Genomic DNA, 22015 nt, shown 5'->3' on the forward strand with positions numbered 1-22015 from the left:
TCGACTTTACTGAATAGTAAGTGCACGTCACTGATACTGCGTTCGGCAAAACCACCTTCGCAATAGCAAAGATAAAACTCCCACATCCGAATAAATGAATCCGGATACCCCATGGTGCGAACTCTGTCCAGCGAAGCGTTAAAACGTTCCCGCCAGGTGGCCAGAGTAATCGCGTAACTTGGGCCAATATCTTCAAGGCTGGTGAGTTTCAGCTTGGCTTTGGCAGCAGCATTACTCAGCACGGTGACACTGGGGATAAAGCTGCCTGGGAAAATATACCGCTTGATAAAATCCACTGATTTTACTGCCTGGGCATAACGGTGATCTTCCAGTGTAATCGCTTGAATGATGGCCAGGCCATCTGGGGTTAATAAATCTGCACACCGCTGAAAATAGTCATCGATATAGTGATGCCCCACCGCCTCAACCATTTCAATCGAAATCAGCTTGTTATATTGCCCTTGTAGATCACGGTAATCTTCAAGCAATACTGTTATCTGATTAGTTAGGCCCGCTTTTGATACACGCTGAACAGCATAATCATATTGTTGCTGGGAAATAGTCGTTGTGGTGACTTTGCAGCCATAATGCTGAGCAGCAAATACCGCACAACCTCCCCACCCAGTACCAATCTCCAGCAGATGATCTGTCGGCTGTAAATCCAACTTGTCACACAGTCTCGCCAACTTTTGCCGCTGAGCTGTTTCAAGAGATTCAGTACCACTGTAATACAAGCCGGATGAATACATCATCCAGTCTTTATCCAGAAACAATTCGAATAAATCATTCCCCAGATCATAATGGGCAGCGATGTTCTTACGGCTACCTTTTCGGCTATTGCGATTAAGCCAGTGAAAGCCTTTTAACAACGCACCGGTAATTCTGGCAAAGCCCTGTTCGAGTTCATCAGTCAATGACTGGTTACGAACCAGAATTCTCACCAATGCAGTTAAATCACTGCAATGCCAGTCACCCTGCATGTATGATTCAGCAGCGCCGACGCTGCCGCCTTGAACGACAGCTTCAAAAAAACGCCGATCATAGACGGTCAGGCTAATCGATAGATCCGCACTTGGATCCCCTAATTCATAAACTTCACCTGCTGTATGTAGATGAATATAGCCTTTCTGAATCCTGCCTAGCTGACCGATAACAGCTTTTTCATACAGTTTTGATAGTCGGCTGGGTTTGCCACTCTGAGTTTCAATGACGGCCGATTTACTCATTTGTCCTCTCCATTCGGTATAACAGGTTGGGTCACGGTATCGGCTTGTTGATCAGGATGACTGAATGAAGGGGTATGCTTGCCCCATAAGCGTAACGCCTGCCAATAAATACGCATAACAACTCTGAGTGTCTGTAGTGGATAGCGAATAGGTAACCAACGCATACTTCTGGCTGTCATTGGCTGGAAATCAGCCTGTAATGTCGCATCAAACTGGCGTTCTCCCTCGCGCATTAACACCATGTTGATATTGATTGCATCTTGTTCCAGCTGAAAACGCCAGTGATATTGAATATCCATTGGCATAAACGGTGAAATGTGAAACTGCTTATCAAAATCAAACCGCCATGGCTGATTTTGTTGCTGATTGACTTTCAATACATAGGCATAACGCTCATTCCAGGGTGTATTGTTAATTTCAGCGACTATGAACTTAAGCTGTTGCTGTTCATAACAAAAATAAAACGTCACCGGATTGAATATAAACCCGAGATAGCGTGGATGAGTAAGGATCTTTACCGTACCTGAGAATGACTCACCACTCCGTTGTTGTATCAACTCCACCACTGCCTGTTTCAAATCTGTCTGGTCTGATTGCAGATAGTCCTTACGGTAAAAACTAATCAGATTGAAGCGTTCCAATGACCAGAAACGCGAGCGTTTAAAATGGGATTGCAGTTCATCAAGATCCAGCATCAACATTGCCAGTGGATACTGGAACTCATGATTTTTTGGCAGATGACGCTGATGATGCACCCAGCCACGATAAATTCCATCAGGCAACATTGGCAACTCCCTGCTGAGAATTTTCCAGAGCATCAATCACCCGCAAAGCGCTACTCACACCATCCTCATGAAATCCCCATCCCCAATAAGCACCGCAATAAAAAGTATGCTGTGTATCAGCAACTTCCTGCCAGCGACGTTGAGCATTAAGCGTGGAGAGATTATAAATTGGATGGGCATAACGTCGATGCACCAGAACTTTTTTCGGGTCAATCAAATGTCCGGAATTTAACGAAACGATCAGCTCTGCTGGCGCATTCAGACTTTGTAACGTATTCATGTGATAACTCACGGTACATTGCTGACGCAATTCAGGGCTTACGCGAACATTCCAGCTGGCCCACGCCTGAGGATTTTTCGGCAATATATCTGCATCTGTGTGCAGATGCATCTCGTTTTCCTGAAAGCCTATTCCCCCGAGAACGGCCACTTCCGTTTCACTGGGCTGATCCAGCATGCGTAATGCCTGATCTGCATGAGCGGCGATGATTACTTTATCAAAATGACGCTTCTCTCCGTGAACCGATAAGCTGACACCATGAATATTTCGCTCTATCCGTTGAATGGGTGAACCCGTCATAAACTCTGCATTTGTCTGCTGTACCAGCGCATCAACATAAGTCTTTGAGCCACCTTTAACCACACGCCATTGCGGTCTGTCTGTTAACGACAGCATGTGATGATTATGCATAAAACGAATAAAATACTGTGCCGGGAAATCCACCACTGAAAGACTGGGGCCTGACCACAAAGCACAAGCCATAGGAATTAAATGGTCATTGATAAAAATATCACTGTAATTATTGATTGCCAGATATTGGCCCAATGTCAGACCGTCGTCGTCTTCATTTAGCAGTAAAGGGGCTTCACGATAAAACCTTACCAAATCCCATAACATTCGATAAAAACGAAAGCTCACCAGATTACGACGCTGACAGAATAATTTATTCAAATCAGTAGCGTTATATTCCAGACCAGAAGTGGCATTACTGACACTGAAGCTCATCTCAGTGGGCTGACTGTCCACCCCAAGTTGGGATAATAACGCACTGAAATTTGGATAGTTCTGTTGATTAAAAACGATAAAGCCCGTATCCACATGAAAAGCTTTGCCAGATATATCTATCAAGTGGGTATCGGTATGACCGCCTAGGTAATTGCCAGCTTCAAACACGGTTACTTCATGTTTTTTGGCCAGATAATATGCCGAGGTCAAACCGGATATTCCAGCACCAACAACAGCAATTTTCATAAAGCGGCCTCAGAGAGGACTTTCTTGCTTTCGCGTTTGTGAAGCGGAACTGTGCGAACATCCCAGATGAGCCCAGTTTTTTGCATGAGTTTTAGCAGGTAATAACTTATATCGACTTCCCACCAGTAAAACCCTTGTCTGGCAGAAGCAGGATAATGATGATGATTGTTGTGCCAGCCCTCCCCCAGGGTCAATAATGCCAGCACAAAATTATTACGGCTTTCATCGCCTGTGGTGTAGCGTTTTTTACCAACTCGATGCGCCATGGAATTTATTAACAGCGTTGCATGTAACAATACTACCGTCGAAATAAAATATCCCCATACCAACATTTGCCATCCATTTGTTCCCAGTCCGGGAGCAAACTTTTCCAGTAATACACCCGAAATAAATAAGCTTGCTGCTAATACAATCGGTGCGATCAAATCGAATCGATCCAGCCAACGCAGTTCAGCAAACCTTTTCCAGTCCAGAACCAGACTGTAATCAGCTTGATAATGTTTTCCTGAAAGAAACCAGCCCATATGGCTCCAAAAAAAACCCTGTTTGGGGGAATGAGGATCGGCCGACTGATCTGCATGACGATGATGCTGACGATGATGTGCTGCCCACCATAGCGGTCCACGTTGTGTTGCAGTTGCGCCAATAAATGCAAAAACAAATTGGACTGTCCGTGATGTTTTAAAAGATTTGTGTGAAAAATAACGATGATAAAACGCTGTTATGGCAAACATCCTAATTAAATATAAAGCGACTGCAACAGCCACTGCAATTGAAGAAATGCCTACAAAAATAACTGCCAGACAGGCCAGATGCATGATCAGAAAAGGGATAACCCTTAACCAATCAACACCTGTATCTGCATTACCAAGTTCGGCAACAGATAAATCGGCTTCACCATTGTCAAACCATTGTCGAATTGATTTCATGAAGTGTCTCTTTTGCGATGATGTGAAGCTTAGTCAGCAAAGTGTGAATTGCATGTGAAGAGTTAAGGGCGTGTTTTTTATCTCCGGCTTTGTTGAGAGCTAAAAAAGTTTCCATCAAGCAGGAGATCGTCTTTTGTGAAATACATTCATGTATTTCACTGCTGCTCAGCCAGCCAAGCTTTTCAAATAAGTTCCAGACTCATTTGTTAGTAACTTAATATAGAGGTCAGCTACGTTCTTTTCGCCTTGCCGTAAACAAGTAAAGTCGCCAGATCAAGATAAATAGGCCATGAAGGCTATGCTCTTTCAGAGCCTGGCAGTCTCTTCACTTCATTTTCACAATCTTTACGGTTTGATGAGAATAATAATCAAGTTCATCGGAAAAGAACCATGTTAAAGAAATCTCTTACGCTAAAATTGACTTGGCTCTTACCCATATTTGTTTTAATAGCGGCCTGCAGTGGAAATTCTATGCAAAGTGCTTATGTAACTGACTACCAGAAAGCTCTTGAATCAAAAGGCTCGCAGCCAGTTGAAAACAACGAGGCTGTGAACGGCTTTATTGAGGTTTTTAATCAGACTCAACATGGTGAAGTGGCAGATATTATCCGTCAAACCTATGCTGAACAACTTTATTTTAACGATACCTTCAAAACCATTACTGACAGAAATGAACTCATAGAATACATGGAACAGACCGGGCAACAGGTCGATCGCCTTGAAGTTCAGGTTCAGGATGTTGCTCGCAGTGGTCACGACATCTATGTGCGCTGGATAATGCAAATGCAGTTTACGGTAATGGGAAAGCAAGTCGACAGCAAATCTATTGGTATCAGCCAATTACGCTTTAATGAACAAGGCAAGATCATCTTACATCAGGATTTTTGGGATGGTGTGGATGGCTTTTATCAACACTTGCCGATTATTGGATACTCCCTTAGGAAAATCCGGGAAAAATTATGATAAAACGCATTCTGTTTTTTTCGCTCATCCCTTTTCACTTGGCCAGTGCAAACAGCTTTGAATCTGAAATAAAGCTGGGTGATTCTATCCTGCAGCAATGTTCAGCCGTTCCTATCAAAGTGATGTTATTCAATCTTGGTGACGTTGCTTTATATCGGGAACAATGCAGTGATGATACAGAACTGACCAGTCAGCCAGTTCAGCTTTCATTTATTTATAAGCGGAGTTTTGATGCCGAGGATTTTCAAAAATCTTCTGTGAAATTGTTACAGCGTAATCTGGAGGATGACTTTTTCAAATCAATTGAAATGGCATTATTGGATTTCAATGCTGGCTATCAGAAAGCTGAAGAAGGTGATCGTTACGATATCCGCTATTCGGCTGAGTCAGGTTTACTGTTATTCAAAAATGGGCAACAGCTGAGTCAAAGTGATGATGCACAACTTGGCAAAGCTTATTTTGATATCTGGTTTGGAAAAGATCCTTTCAGCAATGGAATGAAAGAAGATTTACTGGCAGGTCTGAAAAATTAAACCCGCCTGTTGGCGGGTTCAAATGGGTTAACTTTTTATTCACTGGGATATAACAATTTTTGTAAGCCCGGATGATCCTGCAAAGGCTGTAATGCTAGTTCCTGAGCAATTTCTTCACGATAGCTCTCACTGCGCGAGATGGCTTCTTTGAGATAATACAGTGCTTCTTCAAATTGCCCCATTGTCGTATAAGCGCATGCCAACTGATAAAACGCATGGCTGTTTTGTGGGTCACTTAATAAAGCCTGATGACAAAGGTTGGCCGCCCATTGAGGCTCACCTAATTCAAGCACGGCATCAGCTTTATAGGTCAAGGCCTCACAATCATCGCGTTTAATCTTCAAGATGTGGTCATAAATACCAATTTTATGTGATGCCGTATTTTCCTGAGCGGCACGTAGCCATAGTGACTGCAGTTCCTGAGTTCGCTCAATCTCTTCGCGGTTCTCTTCAATATGCTGTGTTTTTTGATTAAGTTGCAGTTCTATAGCGTGTAAACGCTGCTCATATTCCAGCACCAGTTTTGAGATCTCTTCATCTGCCAGTGAGTGCACCCGCTCCTTGATTTCCCGGATCGATGTCCAGCCCACCAGAACCAATATCGATGTTGCACCCGCAATCAGATAGAAAAAATAGGTAACCGTGTTGGTTGAATAGGTAACCGCTTTATCCACCGCGTTAATTTCACGATTCACTATCTGCTGAATCATCTCATTACGCTGGGCAGCCATATCGGTACGTAACTGTTTTAATTCATCCAATACATAACGCTCTATAAATGGTGAATAAAGCGGCTGTTCCAATACATCAACTTCTGCTTCGAACTGTTCCATTTGTGCTTCAGGTATAGGTGCTACCTGGGTTTCCGGCTCTGCGTTTGCCAACATTGGCAAACATAAAAAAAATAAAGCAACTACGATGCGAGGCATATAGCTCTTCCGTGATCATGCACCTCAACAAGATAACTGTGCAGATTTTTGATCGCATCGGCATAGTCATCTTCATCAATAATAAATTGCATATCTACCTGACGCATAGACTGATGCATGGCCAGCACACTGATATTTTTCTCTGCCAGTGCACTTACCGTACGTGCCAGGATACCGGGGATTTTCATATCGCTACCAATCGCCGACACAATGGCCACTTTCTGCTGATTAATTTCTGCTTCCGGAAATTGTTCCTGCAGAGCTTCCCTAATCCGTCGAATATTCTTCAGGCTCGCAGTAAGATAATGCGTAATGGTGTTGGCATTAATATCTTTGGAAATAATATGGGCTTTATTTCTGCGGATCTGAGCCAGGATTTCACGATCATAATTTTCAATATTGCCTGCCATATCCTGATCAAACAGCTCAAATGCATAAACATGCTTGCAGCCAGCAATAATTTCGACACATGGTTTGCTACTGATATAGTCACCGGTGATTAATGTTCCGGCATGTTCAGGTTCAAAGGTGTTTCTTACCCTTAACGGAATATTATTCTGCCGTAAGCCTTTTGCCGCTTTGGGGTGAATGGCTTCCATACCCAGATTGGCTAATTGATCAGCAACATCATAATTGGTCCGGCCAATCGGCACAGCATTATCTTCGCCTACCAAACGTGGATCAGCACTGCTTAAATGAAACTCTTTATGAATAATCGCTTCATTGGCATTGGTCAATACAGCAATACGGCTGAACGTCATCTCGCTGTAGCCACGATCAAAGGTCGACATCAGACCATCATCACTATGGGCATACCCAGTCACGATGGGTAACTCTTTATTCAGATCAATTTTGGCAAACGCTTTATTAATACGCTCATCAAGTTTCATGTGCTTATCAGTCTGCCACCCTGTCAAATCTACATAACGAGCATTGATTTTGTCTTTTTTGAGTAAAGTTGCAGTATTCCAGGCACTGTGAGCCTCGCCAATACTGGCCAGCATTTCACGCACTGTTGCCAGATGCATATCCAAAGCAAAGTGACCGTGCTGGCAAAGACGTTGCAGATCCGCCAAGACCCGTTCTGCATCATCAAGACGTTCGCCAATAAACTCATTAGCTTTATTTAATGTTTTTTTATCTTTAAACAGTTGCTGGTTGATGGAAAAAATCTCTTGTTTGAGCTTTTCCATCGCTTCCATCCAGCTATCATCATTCAAACTATTGGCAAATTCAGCGTAAACACCAGATGTGCCATTTTTCTTATGCTCAAGCAAAAGGTTAGTAATACCACCATAAGCTGAAACAACAAACACACGATTGTAAATTGACTCGTTATGAACCGGTTTCAGAATAATATTGTCGCGCACTGCGACATAGTCGCTCATGGAAGTGCCGCCTATTTTTTCTACCGTATGAAATTGCATATCTACTCTCTGTTAATTCGTTGTACTCCGGGCTAAACCGGAAAGGCTGCATTGCCTGTTATTCAGTTACTGCTTCGGCGTCTAACTCATAAGCACCTTCAGCGTTGTGAACTTCTTTACCATTTAATGGTGGATTGAACACACAGGCCAGATGAAGCTCTTTAAACGCACGCAGGATATGACGATCATGTTTATCCAGGTTGTATAAAGTACCCGGGGTAATTTTGTAGACCTTGCCGTCATCCAAAGTTTCTACTTCGCCTTCACCACTGATGCAATACACCGATTCAAGATGATTCTGATAGTGCATACGGAAATCGGCACCGGCATAAATAGTGGTGATATGAAATGAATACCCCATGTTGTCGTCTTTCAATAACATACGGGTACTTTCCCAGTTGCCATCCGGTGAAACGATACGACGAGAGGTTTGTTGAGCTTCTTGAAGTTGTCTGACAATCATGATTTTGTCCTCTGTAAATGCTTTGGCAAAATCCGGTGAACGGAAAACCGTTCACCGGATTACTTAAGTTGGTTTGGTCAGTTTATTAACTTGCCGCTTTTTTGCTTTCCGGCTCAACTACATCAGATTTACTGGCTTCATCACTTACTGAATAATCACCTTCAAAAAAGTCCTTTTCTTCAGGAATGCTGTCTGCTTTATCACAAACTTCTTTAATCGCCTGTTCCAGAATATCAATACCTTTTTTCAGATTTTCATCCTTGATGGTGAGTGGGCAGAGGAATTTCACAACATGATCGTCTGCACCACTGGTTTCGATAATCAAACCTTTCTGGAAACATTTACGGGTGATTTGTCCAGCCAACTCGCCATTGACACAATTAATACCTCGGAACATGCCACGGCCATGTGAATTAAAGTTACCTTCACCGTATTTAGTCACAATGGTATCAACGCGATCAGCTATGTACTGGCCTTTACGCTGTACTTCCTTGGCAAATTTATCGTCTTTCCAGAAATAATCCAGCGCTGCTTTAGCAGTAACAAACGCATGATTGTTGCCACGGAAGGTGCCGTTATGCTCACCTGGGGACCATTGATCAACTTCCGGCTTCATCAGCACTACGGCAAATGGCAGACCATAACCACTGAGTGATTTGGATAAGGTGACGATGTCAGGGTAAATACCTGCTTCTTCAAAACTGAAGAAGGTACCGGTGCGGCCGCAACCCGCCTGAATATCATCAACAATCAATAACACATCATGACGTTTGCAGATTTCTGAAAGACTTTGTAACCAGGTCATTGAAGCAGCATTGATACCGCCTTCACCTTGCACCGTTTCAACAATCACCGCCGCCGGCTTGTCGACACCACTACTGGAATCAGACAACATCTTGTCGAGCAGGTTAGTAGTATCAAAATCATCACCCAGATAACCATCATAAGGAATTCGGGTTGAACCATGTAAAGCGATACCAGCACCACCACGGTGAGTTGAGTTACCTGTTACCGATAACGCACCAAGACTCTGTCCATGCCAGCCATTAGTAAATGAAATAATGTTTTCACGGCCGGTTTTTTTACGGGCAATTTTTAACGCGGCTTCGACCGCATTGGTGCCAGTAGGACCGGTAAACATGACAATGTAATCAAGGTCACGAGGCTTCAGAATATTCTCGTTAAAGCTTTCCAGGAATTCACCCTTGGCACGTGTGTGTAAATCCAGGCCCTGAGTAATACCATCACGTTGAATATATTCAATCAGCTTCTCTTTGAATAAAGGGTGATTGTGACCATAATTCAGCGAACCTGCACCAGCCAGAAAATCTATATATTCATTGCCATCATCATCATAAATCAACTCGCCTTGAGCTTTGTCAAATAGACGAGGGAATGCGCGGGCATATGAACGCACTTCTGATTCGATCTCTTCAAAAATTTTCATTCGCTTTTCTCTCCTGTGAAAGTTGTGGCCATCGCTGACCTGAATTCAGTATTAATTAAGCTATGGGTTTAAACGGACCGACTTTAACTAACATTTCAGTATCATGTTGATCGGCAAAATGTTGTTTTCGATCAAACATCACACTACTGCTAATCTCGGTATCCAGTTTACGGGCAAGACTTTCAAATAACGCCCAAGAAGCTTTGTTGTCTGGAGTTATCGTCGTTTCGATTCGCTTAATGTCACGGTTTTGTTCACGCAACAGAATTTCTTTAAGCATTCTTCCGGCAAGCCCCTGACCTCGGGCCTTTTCACCAACGGCAACCTGCCAGACAAATAATGTTTCAGGGCGTTGTGGTATGCGATATCCGGAAATAAACCCCACCAATTCATTTTCAAGAACAGCTGCAACAGCTGTCTCGGCAAAATGGCTGCTTTGCAATAAGTTGCAATACATCGAATTGGTATCTAATGGTGGGCATTCAGAAATAAGTTTATGCACGGCTGCACCAAGTTCTGCCGTTGGTTGCACTAACTCAATAGGTAAAGGCGCAGTCTTTACTTGGCTCATATATGTAATCAACTCTAATGTTTATTGCACTAAGTACTTAGTGATGTAAAAAAACCTTTAAATTCCATCATAATGACGTTTAATTAATATAATCATACATTTATGACTTGCAGATGACAGAATCTAAATATATAGTACACTAAACAAATTAAAAGTCCAGACCACTTTGTGCTCTATAATTTAGTTCGAGCTCTTTAAAATGGTCTGGATAAAAGTCTGGCTGATAAGCCGACAAGACTCGTAAAGCGGTTTACCCCAAGTTGAAATATTCATCAAAGAAACGTGGGAAAATATGTTGAATTCAATTCAAATTAATACTGAAACTATAGACGCTCTTGGTCTAGACAAAGAGCAAAGGGAACACCTGTTGAATCATATTGAAGAAGTGCTTATTGCATTGCGTCGGGTTATCCGCGCCACCGATCTACATTCCAAATATCTGGCCAAAACCACCGGTTTGACCGCACCCCAGATACTTTTATTACAGACATTACGGGATAAGGGGCAGGTGACTATAGGTGAGTTGGCTCAGGAGATGAGTTTAAGTCAGGCTACAGTGACCACCATTCTGGATCGCCTGGAAAAACGTGGATTGGTTTATCGACAACGCTCTCAGACCGATAAACGTAAAGTTCATGCTTACCTTACAGAAACCGCTACAGAAACGCTTAAAAGCGCGCCTATTCCTTTACAGGATCGTTTTACTCGTGAATTCAGTAAATTAGATGAATGGGAACAGGCAATGATAATGTCCGCTATAAAACGGGTTGCTCAAATGATGGACGCCCAGCATATTGACGCCTCACCTGTTCTTGATATTGGTTTGCTGGACCGATACGAGGATGAACAGGATGTTGTTAAAATGCCTGCAAAAAAGCGTTAGAGCTTGTTGGTTTTTAATAAGCCCTAGGAATTTTGCAGCCCATTTCCGCTCTCAAGCAGACGTTCAATTTCACTAACTGGAAGGGGTTTACTGTAGTAATACCCTTGTAATTCCTTACAGCCCATTGTCGTCAGCATGTTTACCTGATCAATCGTTTCGACGCCTTCTGCAATGGTTCTCAACCCAAGATTATCTGCAAGCTGGACAATGGTACGAGCAATAGCGGCATCTTTAGGGTTTTCGACAATTTCATCAACAAAACTTTTATCAATCTTCAACGTATCAATCGGGAAATTTTTCAAATAACTTAATGAAGAATAACCGGTTCCAAAATCATCAATTGCCAGGCCTACTCCCATGTCTTTTAATGCACTAAGTAATGGAATAGTTTCCATTACATCCTTGAGCATAGCCGTTTCAGTGATTTCCAATTCCAGAGAAGATGCGGGCAGCTCCGAGTTTTTAAGGCTTTGGCCAACCTGCTCCAATAATAACTGCTGATTAAACTGCATTGCAGACAGGTTCACTGAAACACGCCAGTGAATATCGAATCGTTTTTGCCATTGGCGTGTTTGTAAACATGCCTGTTGCAAAACCCATTCACCAATGGCAATGATCAAACCGGTCTTTTCGGCCACTTCAATAAAGGTGAGTGGGCCTAGCAGACCTTTTATCGGGTGCAACCACCTCAACAAGGCCTCAAAACCAATTATCTGCTGTGTTTTTACATCAATTTGCGGCTGATAAAACAACAGAAATTCGTTCCGCTCCAATGCCTGCCGAAGATCCTGTTCGGTCTGCAAACGCTCATACAAATAATCATTCATTTCTGCTGAAAAAAACTGGTAATTATTGCGCCCCAGTTCCTTGGCATGATTCATTGCCACATCAGCATGTTGCATCAAACTTTGTACGTTATCCCCATCTTCAGGAAAAAGGGCAATCCCAATACTCACCGTACTGAAAACGTTATAACCTTTTATATCAAATGATTTTTCAAACTTGGCAACAATACGTTGCGCTATATTTGCCAGTACATCCACATTATCAATATTGGTCAGCATTACAGTAAATTCATCGCCGGCAAACCGGGCAACACGGTCATCCTTATCCTTACTTACCGCAATCAAATCTGCATCTCGCAGACAATCCTTAATCCTTGCTGCAGCCTCACATAACAATGCATCACCTACCGCATGACCATAGGTGTCATTGATATGTTTAAAGTGATCCAGATCGATAAACATCAACGTTAACGATTGTTTTTTATGTCGGGCCCTAGCAATTGCGGTTTCCAACTGCTCAATAAACAAACGTCGATTGGGTAAGTCGGTCAACGTATCGTAATAGGTAAAGTAAGCAATTTCCTGCTCAGAACGTTTAAGCGAGGTGATGTCCTGCAAAGTGCCAACTATCTTCCAACCACTATAATCCTCGATAATTTCCGTGCGTTCATGCAAATAGAATAGTTGGCCATTATCTGACTGAATACGATATTCAATATCATAAGGATATTTATTATTTATGGCCCTACGCAAAGCCTGCTTAAATAAAGGCCTGTCTTCGGGAAAGATACGACGAAGAATCTGTTTAAAGGAAATGCCTTGGGAGGTATCATCTATACCCAACAACTGATGCAGATCAGCACTGCATTCAATTTCATTCTGCTTAAAATTCCATTCCCAATAAACCAGATGGGCAATTGCCTGTGCCTTGGCCAGTTTGGAGCGACTCTGGCTCAGTTCGCGTAAGGTATTGTTAGCTTTGAGAATGTAACGAATTCGGTGGGCAAATAAAGGCCACTTGAAGGGTTTGGTTATAAAATCTGTTGCACCCGCTTCAAATGCTTTTTCAATGTCATCAACTTTGTCATGAATGGTTACCATAACAATCGCTGACTGCTGTCCCTTGGGAAGTAAACGTAGCTTTCTACAACAGGTAAATCCATCCATGCCAGGCATGGAGACATCCAATAGGGTGATATCAGGTAAATGCTCGGCAAATAAATCGATTGCCTGTTCACCGGTTTGGGCTTCAATAATGGTTAAGCTCGGATCCTGAAGTGATTGCTTCATCAGCAGGCGAGTCACCGGATCGTCATCAACAATGAGCACGGTATATAAGGATGGACTATCCATGTTGCCAGATACCTGAATTTCTAAGCAAAGAAACACTGATATAAGAATGACCAAACAGATCAGCGGCAGTTTATATCAGCAATATTAAAGAAGAATATAAATTACCATAGCGTTGTCAGCTTTAACCTGCGCTAGCGCACATTTCTGAAAAGTAAGGTTCAAGGTGCCGGGTTAGGTAATGTTTTATGGATATCCTCAATCGATGCAACAACTTCATCGGACAGCATTAATTGATCGCTGCCAATATTAATCTTTAGTTGCTCCATACTGGTTGCGCCGATGATGGATGCCGCAACGAATGGTCGACTATTCACATAAGCCAACGCCATTTGCGCTGGATCTAACTGATGTTGCTGCGCTAAATCAACATACAACTGCGTGGCTTGAACAGCCTGAGGGTTGCTGTAACGGGCATAGTGTGGCCATAAACTCATTCGTGCATTGGCTGGTGCATTGTTGTGTAAATATTTTCCGGTTAATACGCCAAAACCCAAAGGTGAGTAAGCCAACAATGGAACATTCTCACGATAGCTGATTTCGGCACAGCCAATCTCATAGGTCCGGTTTAACAAACTGTAAGGATTCTGCACTGAGGCAATCATAGGTAGATTCATCGCTTTTGCCACTGAAATAAACTGCATCAAACCCCAGGGAGTTTCATTGGATAAACCGATGTAGCGAATTTTTCCGGCTTTTATCTGTTTTTCCAATGCCTGCAGGGTTTCAATGACTGGCGTCATGGCTTCTTCAGCGGCATCGTGTTGATACCCTAATTTCCCAAAATAATTGGTTTGTCGTTCAGGCCAATGCAATTGATACAAATCCAGGTAATCGGTTTGCAGGCGTTGCAAACTATTGTCTAACGCTTCGCTGATATTTTTATCATCAAATCGTGATTTACCCTTACGAATATGCCCTACCCAATCAGCTCCTGGCCCGGCGATTTTACTGGCGAGCACCAAATCATCGCGACGACCACGTTTCGCTAACCAATTACCGATAATTGCTTCAGTGGCACCGTAGGTTTCAGCCTTGGGAGGAATTGCGTAAAGCTCGGCTGTATCAATGAAGTTAATACCCTGCGATACCGCGTAATCAAGCTGTTCAAATGCTTCCTGTTGGCTGTTCTGTTCACCATAAGTCATTGTGCCAAGACAAATCTGGCTGACTTTTAGATTACTATTGCCCAGGGTATTGAATTGCATAGTCGATCCTGTGATTTTCAGACGGTAGAAACAAAACAACGCCCATTAAGAGCGTTGTGATGATATTAAAGTTGCGTATGGTCGGGACAGAAGGATTTGAACCTTCGACCCCTTGCACCCCATGCAAGTGCGCTACCAGGCTGCGCCATGCCCCGACAAGCAACAAAACAGTGAAATTATAACGTATTAAGCCAGTATCGTACGAATTTGTTCCAGCTCTTTCAGCATTTCATCAATCAGTTGTTTGCGATTTTCATTACTGGGGGCAGCTTCTGGTTTGTGTTCCGTTTCCAATTGCTGACGGGCACCGCCAATGGTAAACCCCTGTTCATAAAGCAAGCCACGAATTTCACGAATCAACACCACATCATGGCGTTGGTAATAACGGCGATTACCACGGCGTTTAACGGGTTTGAGTTGGGTAAACTCCTGTTCCCAATAGCGCAGTACATGTGGTTTCACACCACATAACTCACTGACTTCACCAATGGTAAAGTAGCGTTTACCCGGAATTGCAGGTAGTTCGTTGTTATTACTCGCCTCTAGCATAACTGTCCACCCTTGCTTTCAGTTTTTGGCCAGGACGAAAAGTAACAACACGACGGGCGGTGATTGGAATTTCTTCACCCGTTTTCGGGTTACGGCCAGGCCGTTCATTTTTATCGCGCAGTTCAAAATTACCAAATCCTGAAAGTTTCACTTGATCACCTTCCTCAAGTGCTCCACGGATTTCTTCAAAGAACATTTCGACCAGTTCTTTTGCTTCACGTTTATTAAATCCCAACTCTTCATAAAGTTGTTCAGTCATATCGGCTTTTGTGAGTGCCATTCTTTACCTCTATTCTTATTATTGAACCGACGTTAGGTTCTAACCACCGCACCCAACTCACTTTGCAGCTTGTTGGTAATTTGCAGCATTAATGCATCGACTTCATCGTCGGTCATGGTTCGCTCACCATGTTGAAGATGGAAAGCGACCGCAATACTCTTCTTGCCAAGCTCGACACCATCTCCAGAATAAACGTCAAACAATTGAATTGACTTAAGAATATCAGACTCGATACCTTTCAGGCAATGCTCAATTTCAACGGCTACAATGGCATTGTCGACAACTAATGCGAGATCTCTGCGAATAGCAGGATAACGCGATAAAGCAGTAAATGTTGGAATGACAGATTGCAGACAAACCGTTAATGCCAATTCGAAAACATACGCTTTACCAGTAAAGCCTAATGGCTTATTGAGTTTGGGATGCAGTGCTCCCAACCAACCTACCGGTTTATCATTTTGATAAATACGTGCTGATTGTCCAGGATGCAATGCAGGATGTGTTTCTGCGCGAAATTCGACCTTGCCATTTCCCAACGCCAATAACGCTTCGACATCAGCTTTCACATCATAAAAATCAACTTTACGATTTTTTTCCGCCCATTGTTCAGGATTAACATCGCCATAGACCAGTCCGCCAATACACAGATACTGTTCGATATCAGCCAATTCCCCCCGGAACACACGACCCACTTCAAACAATCTAATCCGATCATGCTGACGATTCAGATTATAAACCATCGCCTGCACCAGACCCGGCCACAATGAATGACGCATCACTGACAGATCAGCTGAAATCGGATTGGCTAATTTGATTGGTTCAATATCACTGTCGGCAAAGTGTTTTTGCAATGTCGGGTCAACAAAGCTGTAGGTGATTGCTTCAAAATAACCACGATCCACCAAAAGACTTTGTAAGCGTTCTGTCGCAAGCTGCTTTTCTGATATTGCACCTGGCAATACACTGATTTCAGGCCGTGTTTGCGGCAATCTATCATAGCCGTATAAACGACCTAATTCTTCAATCAAATCCACTTCGATATTAATATCAAAACGGAAACTTGGCACCATCACCAACCAGCCATCTCTGACTGCAGTAACTTCCAGCCCTAACCGTGTCAGCTGTTCTTCTACTTCAGCAGCATCCAGCTCAATGCCCAATACCCGTTTAATACGATTTGCACGTAGCAGGATTTGCGGTATTTCAGGTAATGCACTTTCTTCGCTAACCACAGTTAGCGGGCCTGCCTGACCACCGGCAATCTCCAGAATCAACTGAGTGGCCCGTTGCATTGCCTGTTGTGCCAATTGAGGATCAACACCCCGTTCAAAGCGATGAGATGAATCAGTGTGTAACCCATAACTTCTGGCCTGCCCTGCAATCGCATCAGGCGTGAAAAAAGCCGCTTCGAGAAACAGTGAGGTTGTTTTATCATCAACCGCTGTGGTCTCTCCACCCATTACACCAGCAAGAGCCAGCGGACCAGAGGCATCGGCAATCACCAATGTCTGTTCAGCAATCTCAACTTGCTGACCATCTAATAGCGTCAGCTTTTCGTCTGCCTTGGCAAACCTTACGATAATGCTCTGCTGTAACTTCTGCAGATCAAATGCATGCATCGGTTGACCCAGCTCCAACATCACATAGTTCGTGATATCCACGACGGCGCTCAAACTCCGTAATCCACTGCGACGCAGTTTTTCCTGCATCCATAACGGCGTTTTAGCATCAGGATTAATATTTTCAATCACCCGACCAATATAATTCGGGCAGGCTTGTTTGGCTTCAACTAAAACTGGAAATGTAGTCTGAACAGATGCCGCTACTTCGTTAATAGCTACGGGGGTCAGATTGGTACGACTAATCACACCCAATTCGCGTGCAATACCGGCAACCCCCAGACAATCACTGCGGTTTGGGGTTAAATCGACTTCAATCGTGAAATCATTTAATGCCAGGTAATCGCGAATATCACTCCCAACAGGTGCATCAGCCGGTAATTCCATCAGTCCGTCAGAGGACTCAGCCAAGCCGAGTTCTTTAGCAGAACACAACATACCGAAAGAGGGTTCACCGCGCAGTTTGGCTTTTTTAATTTTAAAATCACCTGGCAAAACTGCACCAACAACGGCAACCGGAATTTTCAAACCTTCACGAACGTTGCTGGCACCGCAGACAATATGCAATAATGAATCACCGGCAACATCCACCTCACAGACACGTAATTTGTCAGCATCGGAGTGTGGTACAACTGATTTCACCTGCCCGACCAATACCCCTGAGAAATCTCCAGCCACAGGCGAAACCGAATCAACTTCCAGACCCGCCTGAGTCAGTTTCTCGGCAATAACCTGCACATCAAAATCAGGATTTACCCATTCACGTAGCCAATTTTCGCTTAATTTCATGGCGAACTTCCTATCCTATTTGAACTGACGCAGGAAGCGCAGATCGTTCTCAAAAAATAATCGCAGATCATTAACGCCGTATCGCAACATCGCCAGGCGCTCAACGCCCATACCAAATGCCAGACCCAGATATTTTTCACTATCAATATTGACGTGCTCGAATACTTTTGGATGCACCATGCCACAGCCAAGCACTTCCAGCCAGCCGGTATGACTACAGACTCGACAACCTTCGCCACCACAGATCACACATTCAATATCCGCTTCTGCAGAAGGTTCGGTAAATGGGAAGTACGATGGACGAAACCGCACATTGAGTGGTTTTTCAAAAAATGCCTGGAGGAAATCGGCAAGAATACCTTTCAAATCGGTAAAGCTGATGTTTTCATCCACCATTAAGCCCTCTACCTGATGAAACATCGGTGTATGGGTTAAATCCGAATCACAGCGATACACCCGGCCCGGGGCGATGATTCGTAAAGGTGGCTGTTCATTTTCCATGACGCGGATTTGCACCGGTGAAGTATGGGTGCGCAACAGCATTTCTGCATTGAAATAAAACGTGTCATGCATCGCACGCGCTGGATGACTTTCAGGAATATTCAATGCGGTGAAGTTATGATCACCGTCTTCGATTTCCGGTCCTTCGGCAATTTGAAAGCCGATTTGACGGAAGTACTGTTCAATGCGTTGCAAGGTGCGAGTCACTGGATGCAGACCGCCGACTTCAGCATTCCGACCGGGTAAGGTTACATCAACCGTTTCGGCAGCCAAAGCTGCATTCATGGCCTGTTCAGCAAGCAACTTGGACCTGACTTCAGTCAGACCTGCAACCTCCTGCTTTGCCAGATTCACTTCTTTACCAATTAAAGGACGTTCTTCTGCACTGAGATTGCCCAACTCTTTGACATAACCAGTGATAAGGCCTTTTTTGCCGAGATATTCAACCCGGACATTATCCAGCGTCTTGGCATCGGTCGCGTTTTGAATCGCGGTCTTCGCTGCCTCAACAATATCTTTTAATGCCAGTAACTGCGATGACAGTTCAGCCATATTTCCTCCACCTGAGGATCAATCAGAAATAAAAAAGGGCCGTCATCAACGGCCCTTTCCTGTGTAACTAATAATAAGATCCGCGCTAAAGCGAACCGACTGATTAGTTAGCCAAAGCCGCCTTTGCTTTTGCAGCAATAGCAGCAAATGCAGCAGAATCGTGATAAGCAATATCTGCCAGTACTTTACGATCGATTTCAATAGATGATTTTTTCAGACCATCGATCAAACGACTGTACGAAATTCCACATTCACGGGCAGCAGCGTTAATACGCGCAATCCACAATGTACGGAATACACGTTTTTTCTGACGACGATCACGGTATGCATATTGACCGGCTTTGGTAACTGCCTGGACAGCTACACGATAGACATTCTTGCGACGACCATAATAGCCTTTGGCCTGCGCGATAACTTTTTTATGACGGGCTCTGGCTGTTACACCACGTTTTACTCTAGCCATTGGAATACTCCTTAATTATAGAAGAGGCAATAATTTGCGGACTGACATATGATCTGCTTTACAGATTGTCAGCGTGGAACGCAGTTGGCGTTTCCGCTTAGTGCTTTTCTTGGTCAGGATATGGCTAGTAAACGCTTGAGCGCGTTTGAACTTTCCGCTACCGGTGCGTTTGAAACGCTTCGCTGCACCGCTATGATTTTTCAATTTTGGCATTTGGAACTCCGCATTGTTAATTTAATTAATAGTTATTTTTTATTACTTGGCGCCAAAACCATAATCATTTGCCGACCTTCTTTCTTCGGATGTTGCTCAATAACCGACAGGTCTTTCAGATCATCAGCTACTCGTTCGAGCAGTTTCAGTCCTAATTCCTGATGGGCCATTTCACGTCCACGAAAGCGGAGGCTGACTTTGGTTTTATTACCTTCTTCGAGGAAACGTGTCAGGTTGCGTAGTTTTACCTGATAGTCACCCTCTTCCGTCCCTGGTCGGAATTTTATTTCCTTTACCTGTATCTGTTTTTGCTTTTTCTTAGCAATGGCCTTTTGTTTATTAGCCTCAAACACATACTTGCCGTAATCCATAATACGGCAGACAGGTGGTTCTGCCTGAGGGGCAATCTCCACCAAATCCAGCTCGGCTTCTTCAGCTAATTCCAAGGCTTTCGCCAACGGAATAATACCTAATTGTTCACCGTTTGCATCGGTTACACGAATTTCTCTGGCTGTGATTTCAGAATTCAGCCTTTTTTGATCTGTAGCGATGTTTTTAATCCTCTAAAATAATTCGACCGCGGCGAGCGACGTCTTCTTGAAGCAAGGAAACGAAGCTCTCAAGCGACATAGCGCCTAAATCTTCGCCTTTGCGAGTACGTACTGCCACGGCATTTTCTTGTGCTTCGCGATCCCCAACAACGATTAGATAAGGTACGCGACGCAATGTGTGCTCGCGTATTTTAAAGCCAATCTTCTCATTTCTCAAGTCCGTATCAGCTCTAAATCCCTGATTTTTCAATTGTTGGGCAATTTTTTGAACATAATCTGACTGTTTATCGGTAATTCCCATGACCATAACCTGACGAGGTGCAAGCCATGCCGGAAACGCGCCAGCATATTCTTCGATGAGTATACCGATAAAACGTTCGAGTGATCCAAGAATCGCACGATGCAGCATTACCGGTACCTGCTTGGAACCATCATCAGCCACATAAGTTGCATCTAATCGACCGGGCATTGAGAAATCCACCTGAATGGTGCCGCATTGCCAGACTCGCCCCAGACAATCTTTTAAGGAGAATTCGATCTTAGGTCCGTAAAACGCGCCCTCGCCAGGTTGCAGTTCCCAGTCCAGATCTTTGGCATTTAATGCCTGTTCAAGAGCGTGTTCCGCTTTATCCCAAACGGCATCACTGCCGACACGATTTTCCGGACGAGTAGATAACTTGATAATAATGTCGTTAAAACCAAAATCGGCATAAACGTTAAACAATAGATCTATAAAGGTAGAAACCTCAGTCTGGATTTGGTCTTCAGTACAGAAGATATGCGCATCATCCTGAGTGAATCCACGCAGACGCATCAAGCCATGCAAGGTACCGGAGGGTTCATTACGATGACATGAACCAAACTCGGCCATACGTAAAGGTAAATCACGGTAGCTTTTCAGACCCTGATTAAATATCTGGATATGACAAGGGCAATTCATCGGTTTAACCGCGTAATCACGGTTTTCAGAATGGGTGCTGAAAATCATGTCACCAAATTTATCCCAGTGACCGGATTTTTCCCACAAACTGCGATCCACAACCTGAGGGGTACGCACTTCCTGATAATCATTTTGAGCCAGTACATCGCGAATATATTTTTCCACTTCACGATAAATCCGCCAGCCATTGTCATGCCAGAAGATCATGCCAGCCGCTTCATCCTGCAGATGGAACAGATCCAGACTTTTCGCCAACTTCCGATGGTCACGCTTTTCGGCTTCTTCCAAACGATGCAGATAGGCTTTCAGCTCTTTTTTATCTGACCAGGCAGTACCATAAACCCGTTGCAACATTTCGTTTTCAGATTTACCACGCCAGTAAGCACCGGCCAGTTTCATCAGTTTGAATGCTTTAAGTTTTCCGGTATTCGGTACGTGCGGACCTCGGCATAAATCCATGAATTCACCCTGTCGATAAACTGACAGGATTTCATCCTTAGGAATATCTTCGATGATCTGAGCTTTATATTCTTCGCCCATTTCGCGAAAGATCTGTATTGCTGCATCACGGGTGACTTCTTCACGAACCACTTGCAGGTCCTGCTTGACCAGCTCTTCCATACGTTTTTCGATTTTCTGCAAATCTTCTGGTGTAAAACCTTTGGGATAGGAAAAATCGTAGTAAAAGCCATCGTCGATAACCGGGCCAATAGTGACCTGTGCATCGGGATAGAGTTGTTTTACGGCTTGAGCTAACAGATGTGAGGTCGAATGTCGGATGATATCGAGCCCTTCTTCATCACGTTC

At 43.7% G+C, this 22015-nt stretch carries 22 protein-coding genes and 1 tRNA gene; 3 read left to right on the forward strand and 20 right to left on the reverse strand.

The window, feature by feature from the left end:
* The 4 genes from B3M51_RS06605 to B3M51_RS06620 form a co-directional block, all read right to left on the reverse strand.
* Positions 1-1226, reverse strand: a 1226-nt coding sequence (locus tag B3M51_RS06605) for an SAM-dependent methyltransferase (protein WP_292757732.1), incomplete at its 3' end; no start/stop codon positions are given.
* Positions 1223-2011, reverse strand: a complete 789-nt coding sequence (locus B3M51_RS06610) for a DUF1365 domain-containing protein (RefSeq protein ID WP_292757734.1) — start codon at positions 2009-2011, stop codon at positions 1223-1225. The genes B3M51_RS06605 and B3M51_RS06610, both read right to left, overlap by 4 nt.
* Positions 2001-3263: an NAD(P)/FAD-dependent oxidoreductase gene (locus B3M51_RS06615; RefSeq protein WP_292757736.1), complete on the reverse strand. Its 1263-nt coding sequence runs from the start codon at positions 3261-3263 to the stop codon at positions 2001-2003. The genes B3M51_RS06610 and B3M51_RS06615 overlap by 11 nt, the downstream gene beginning before the upstream one ends.
* Positions 3260-4192 carry an acyl-CoA desaturase gene (locus tag B3M51_RS06620; RefSeq protein ID WP_292757738.1) on the reverse strand — a complete coding sequence of 311 codons (933 nt, stop codon included), beginning with the start codon at positions 4190-4192 and terminating at the stop codon, positions 3260-3262. The genes B3M51_RS06615 and B3M51_RS06620 overlap by 4 nt, the downstream gene beginning before the upstream one ends.
* 471 nt (positions 4193-4663) lie before the next feature.
* Between B3M51_RS06620 and B3M51_RS06625 the strand changes: the two genes are divergently transcribed.
* Together B3M51_RS06625 and B3M51_RS06630 are read left to right on the forward strand one after the other, a co-directional pair.
* On the forward strand, positions 4664-5155 hold the full coding sequence (locus B3M51_RS06625) for a nuclear transport factor 2 family protein (RefSeq protein WP_292757740.1): 492 nt from the start codon (positions 4664-4666) through the stop codon (positions 5153-5155).
* A complete protein-coding gene (locus B3M51_RS06630; RefSeq protein WP_292480702.1) occupies positions 5152-5688 on the forward strand; it encodes a chalcone isomerase family protein in 537 nt (178 codons plus the stop codon). Before B3M51_RS06625 ends, B3M51_RS06630 begins: the two co-directional genes overlap by 4 nt.
* 35 nt (positions 5689-5723) lie before the next feature.
* On the opposite strand, the gene B3M51_RS06635 is transcribed toward B3M51_RS06630, so the two are convergent.
* The 5 genes from B3M51_RS06635 to ectA all read right to left on the reverse strand — a co-directional run bounded on the left by B3M51_RS06635 (position 5724) and on the right by ectA (position 10525).
* Positions 5724-6617: a TPR end-of-group domain-containing protein gene (locus B3M51_RS06635; RefSeq protein ID WP_292757742.1), complete on the reverse strand. Its 894-nt coding sequence runs from the start codon at positions 6615-6617 to the stop codon at positions 5724-5726.
* Positions 6602-8044 (reverse strand): aspartate kinase, encoded by a 1443-nt coding sequence (locus B3M51_RS06640; RefSeq protein WP_292480705.1) that lies wholly within the window; start codon positions 8042-8044, stop codon positions 6602-6604. The genes B3M51_RS06635 and B3M51_RS06640 overlap by 16 nt, the downstream gene beginning before the upstream one ends.
* A gap of 58 nt (positions 8045-8102) precedes the next feature.
* Positions 8103-8507, reverse strand: coding sequence for an ectoine synthase (locus B3M51_RS06645; protein WP_292360090.1), 405 nt, complete (start codon positions 8505-8507; stop codon positions 8103-8105).
* 85 nt (positions 8508-8592) lie between these two features.
* Positions 8593-9954: a diaminobutyrate--2-oxoglutarate transaminase gene (gene ectB, locus B3M51_RS06650; protein WP_292480707.1), complete on the reverse strand. Its 1362-nt coding sequence runs from the start codon at positions 9952-9954 to the stop codon at positions 8593-8595.
* 55 nt (positions 9955-10009) lie between these two features.
* Positions 10010-10525 (reverse strand): diaminobutyrate acetyltransferase, encoded by a 516-nt coding sequence (gene ectA, locus B3M51_RS06655; protein ID WP_292757744.1) that lies wholly within the window; start codon positions 10523-10525, stop codon positions 10010-10012.
* Positions 10526-10817: 292 nt separating this feature from the next.
* Here ectA and B3M51_RS06660 point away from each other — a divergent pair, with 292 nt between their 5' ends.
* The gene (locus tag B3M51_RS06660) at positions 10818-11408 is read left to right on the forward strand and encodes a MarR family winged helix-turn-helix transcriptional regulator (protein ID WP_292480712.1); all 591 of its coding nucleotides are present in this window, start codon (positions 10818-10820) and stop codon (positions 11406-11408) included.
* Positions 11409-11431: 23 nt separating this feature from the next.
* On the opposite strand, the gene B3M51_RS06665 is transcribed toward B3M51_RS06660, so the two are convergent.
* The 11 genes from B3M51_RS06665 to thrS all read right to left on the reverse strand — a co-directional run.
* Positions 11432-13546, reverse strand: a complete 2115-nt coding sequence (locus B3M51_RS06665) for a two-component system response regulator (protein WP_292757747.1) — start codon at positions 13544-13546, stop codon at positions 11432-11434.
* A 158-nt stretch (positions 13547-13704) separates the two neighbouring features.
* Entirely contained in the window at positions 13705-14751 is a 1047-nt protein-coding gene (locus tag B3M51_RS06670) for an NADP(H)-dependent aldo-keto reductase (protein WP_292757749.1), read from the reverse strand.
* 78 nt (positions 14752-14829) lie between these two features.
* Positions 14830-14906 (reverse strand) — tRNA-Pro (locus tag B3M51_RS06675).
* Positions 14907-14937: 31 nt separating this feature from the next.
* Entirely contained in the window at positions 14938-15300 is a 363-nt protein-coding gene (locus tag B3M51_RS06680; RefSeq protein ID WP_014706671.1) for a MerR family transcriptional regulator, read from the reverse strand.
* Positions 15284-15580, reverse strand: coding sequence for an integration host factor subunit alpha (gene ihfA, locus B3M51_RS06685; RefSeq protein ID WP_014706670.1), 297 nt, complete (start codon positions 15578-15580; stop codon positions 15284-15286). The genes B3M51_RS06680 and ihfA overlap by 17 nt, the downstream gene beginning before the upstream one ends.
* Positions 15581-15612: 32 nt before the next feature.
* Positions 15613-17988 carry a phenylalanine--tRNA ligase subunit beta gene (gene pheT / locus B3M51_RS06690; protein ID WP_292757751.1) on the reverse strand — a complete coding sequence of 792 codons (2376 nt, stop codon included), beginning with the start codon at positions 17986-17988 and terminating at the stop codon, positions 15613-15615.
* A gap of 15 nt (positions 17989-18003) precedes the next feature.
* Positions 18004-19041, reverse strand: a complete 1038-nt coding sequence (gene pheS / locus B3M51_RS06695) for a phenylalanine--tRNA ligase subunit alpha (protein ID WP_292757753.1) — start codon at positions 19039-19041, stop codon at positions 18004-18006.
* 103 nt (positions 19042-19144) lie between these two features.
* Complete coding sequence (rplT, locus tag B3M51_RS06700) at positions 19145-19504, reverse strand: 50S ribosomal protein L20 (RefSeq protein WP_014706667.1); 360 nt, start codon at positions 19502-19504, stop codon at positions 19145-19147.
* Positions 19505-19519: 15 nt separating this feature from the next.
* Positions 19520-19717: a 50S ribosomal protein L35 gene (rpmI, locus tag B3M51_RS06705; RefSeq protein WP_292757755.1), complete on the reverse strand. Its 198-nt coding sequence runs from the start codon at positions 19715-19717 to the stop codon at positions 19520-19522.
* A 32-nt stretch (positions 19718-19749) separates the two neighbouring features.
* Positions 19750-20277: a translation initiation factor IF-3 gene (infC, locus tag B3M51_RS06710; RefSeq protein WP_339777700.1), complete on the reverse strand. Its 528-nt coding sequence runs from the start codon at positions 20275-20277 to the stop codon at positions 19750-19752.
* Positions 20273-22015 (reverse strand): threonine--tRNA ligase (gene thrS, locus B3M51_RS06715; RefSeq protein WP_292757757.1); only part of this gene is annotated, 1743 nt, incomplete at its 5' end. The genes thrS and infC, both read right to left, overlap by 5 nt.

The sequence above is a fragment of the Methylophaga sp. UBA2689 genome, assembly GCA_002354555.1.
In the GTDB taxonomy this organism is placed as follows: domain Bacteria; phylum Pseudomonadota; class Gammaproteobacteria; order Nitrosococcales; family Methylophagaceae; genus Methylophaga.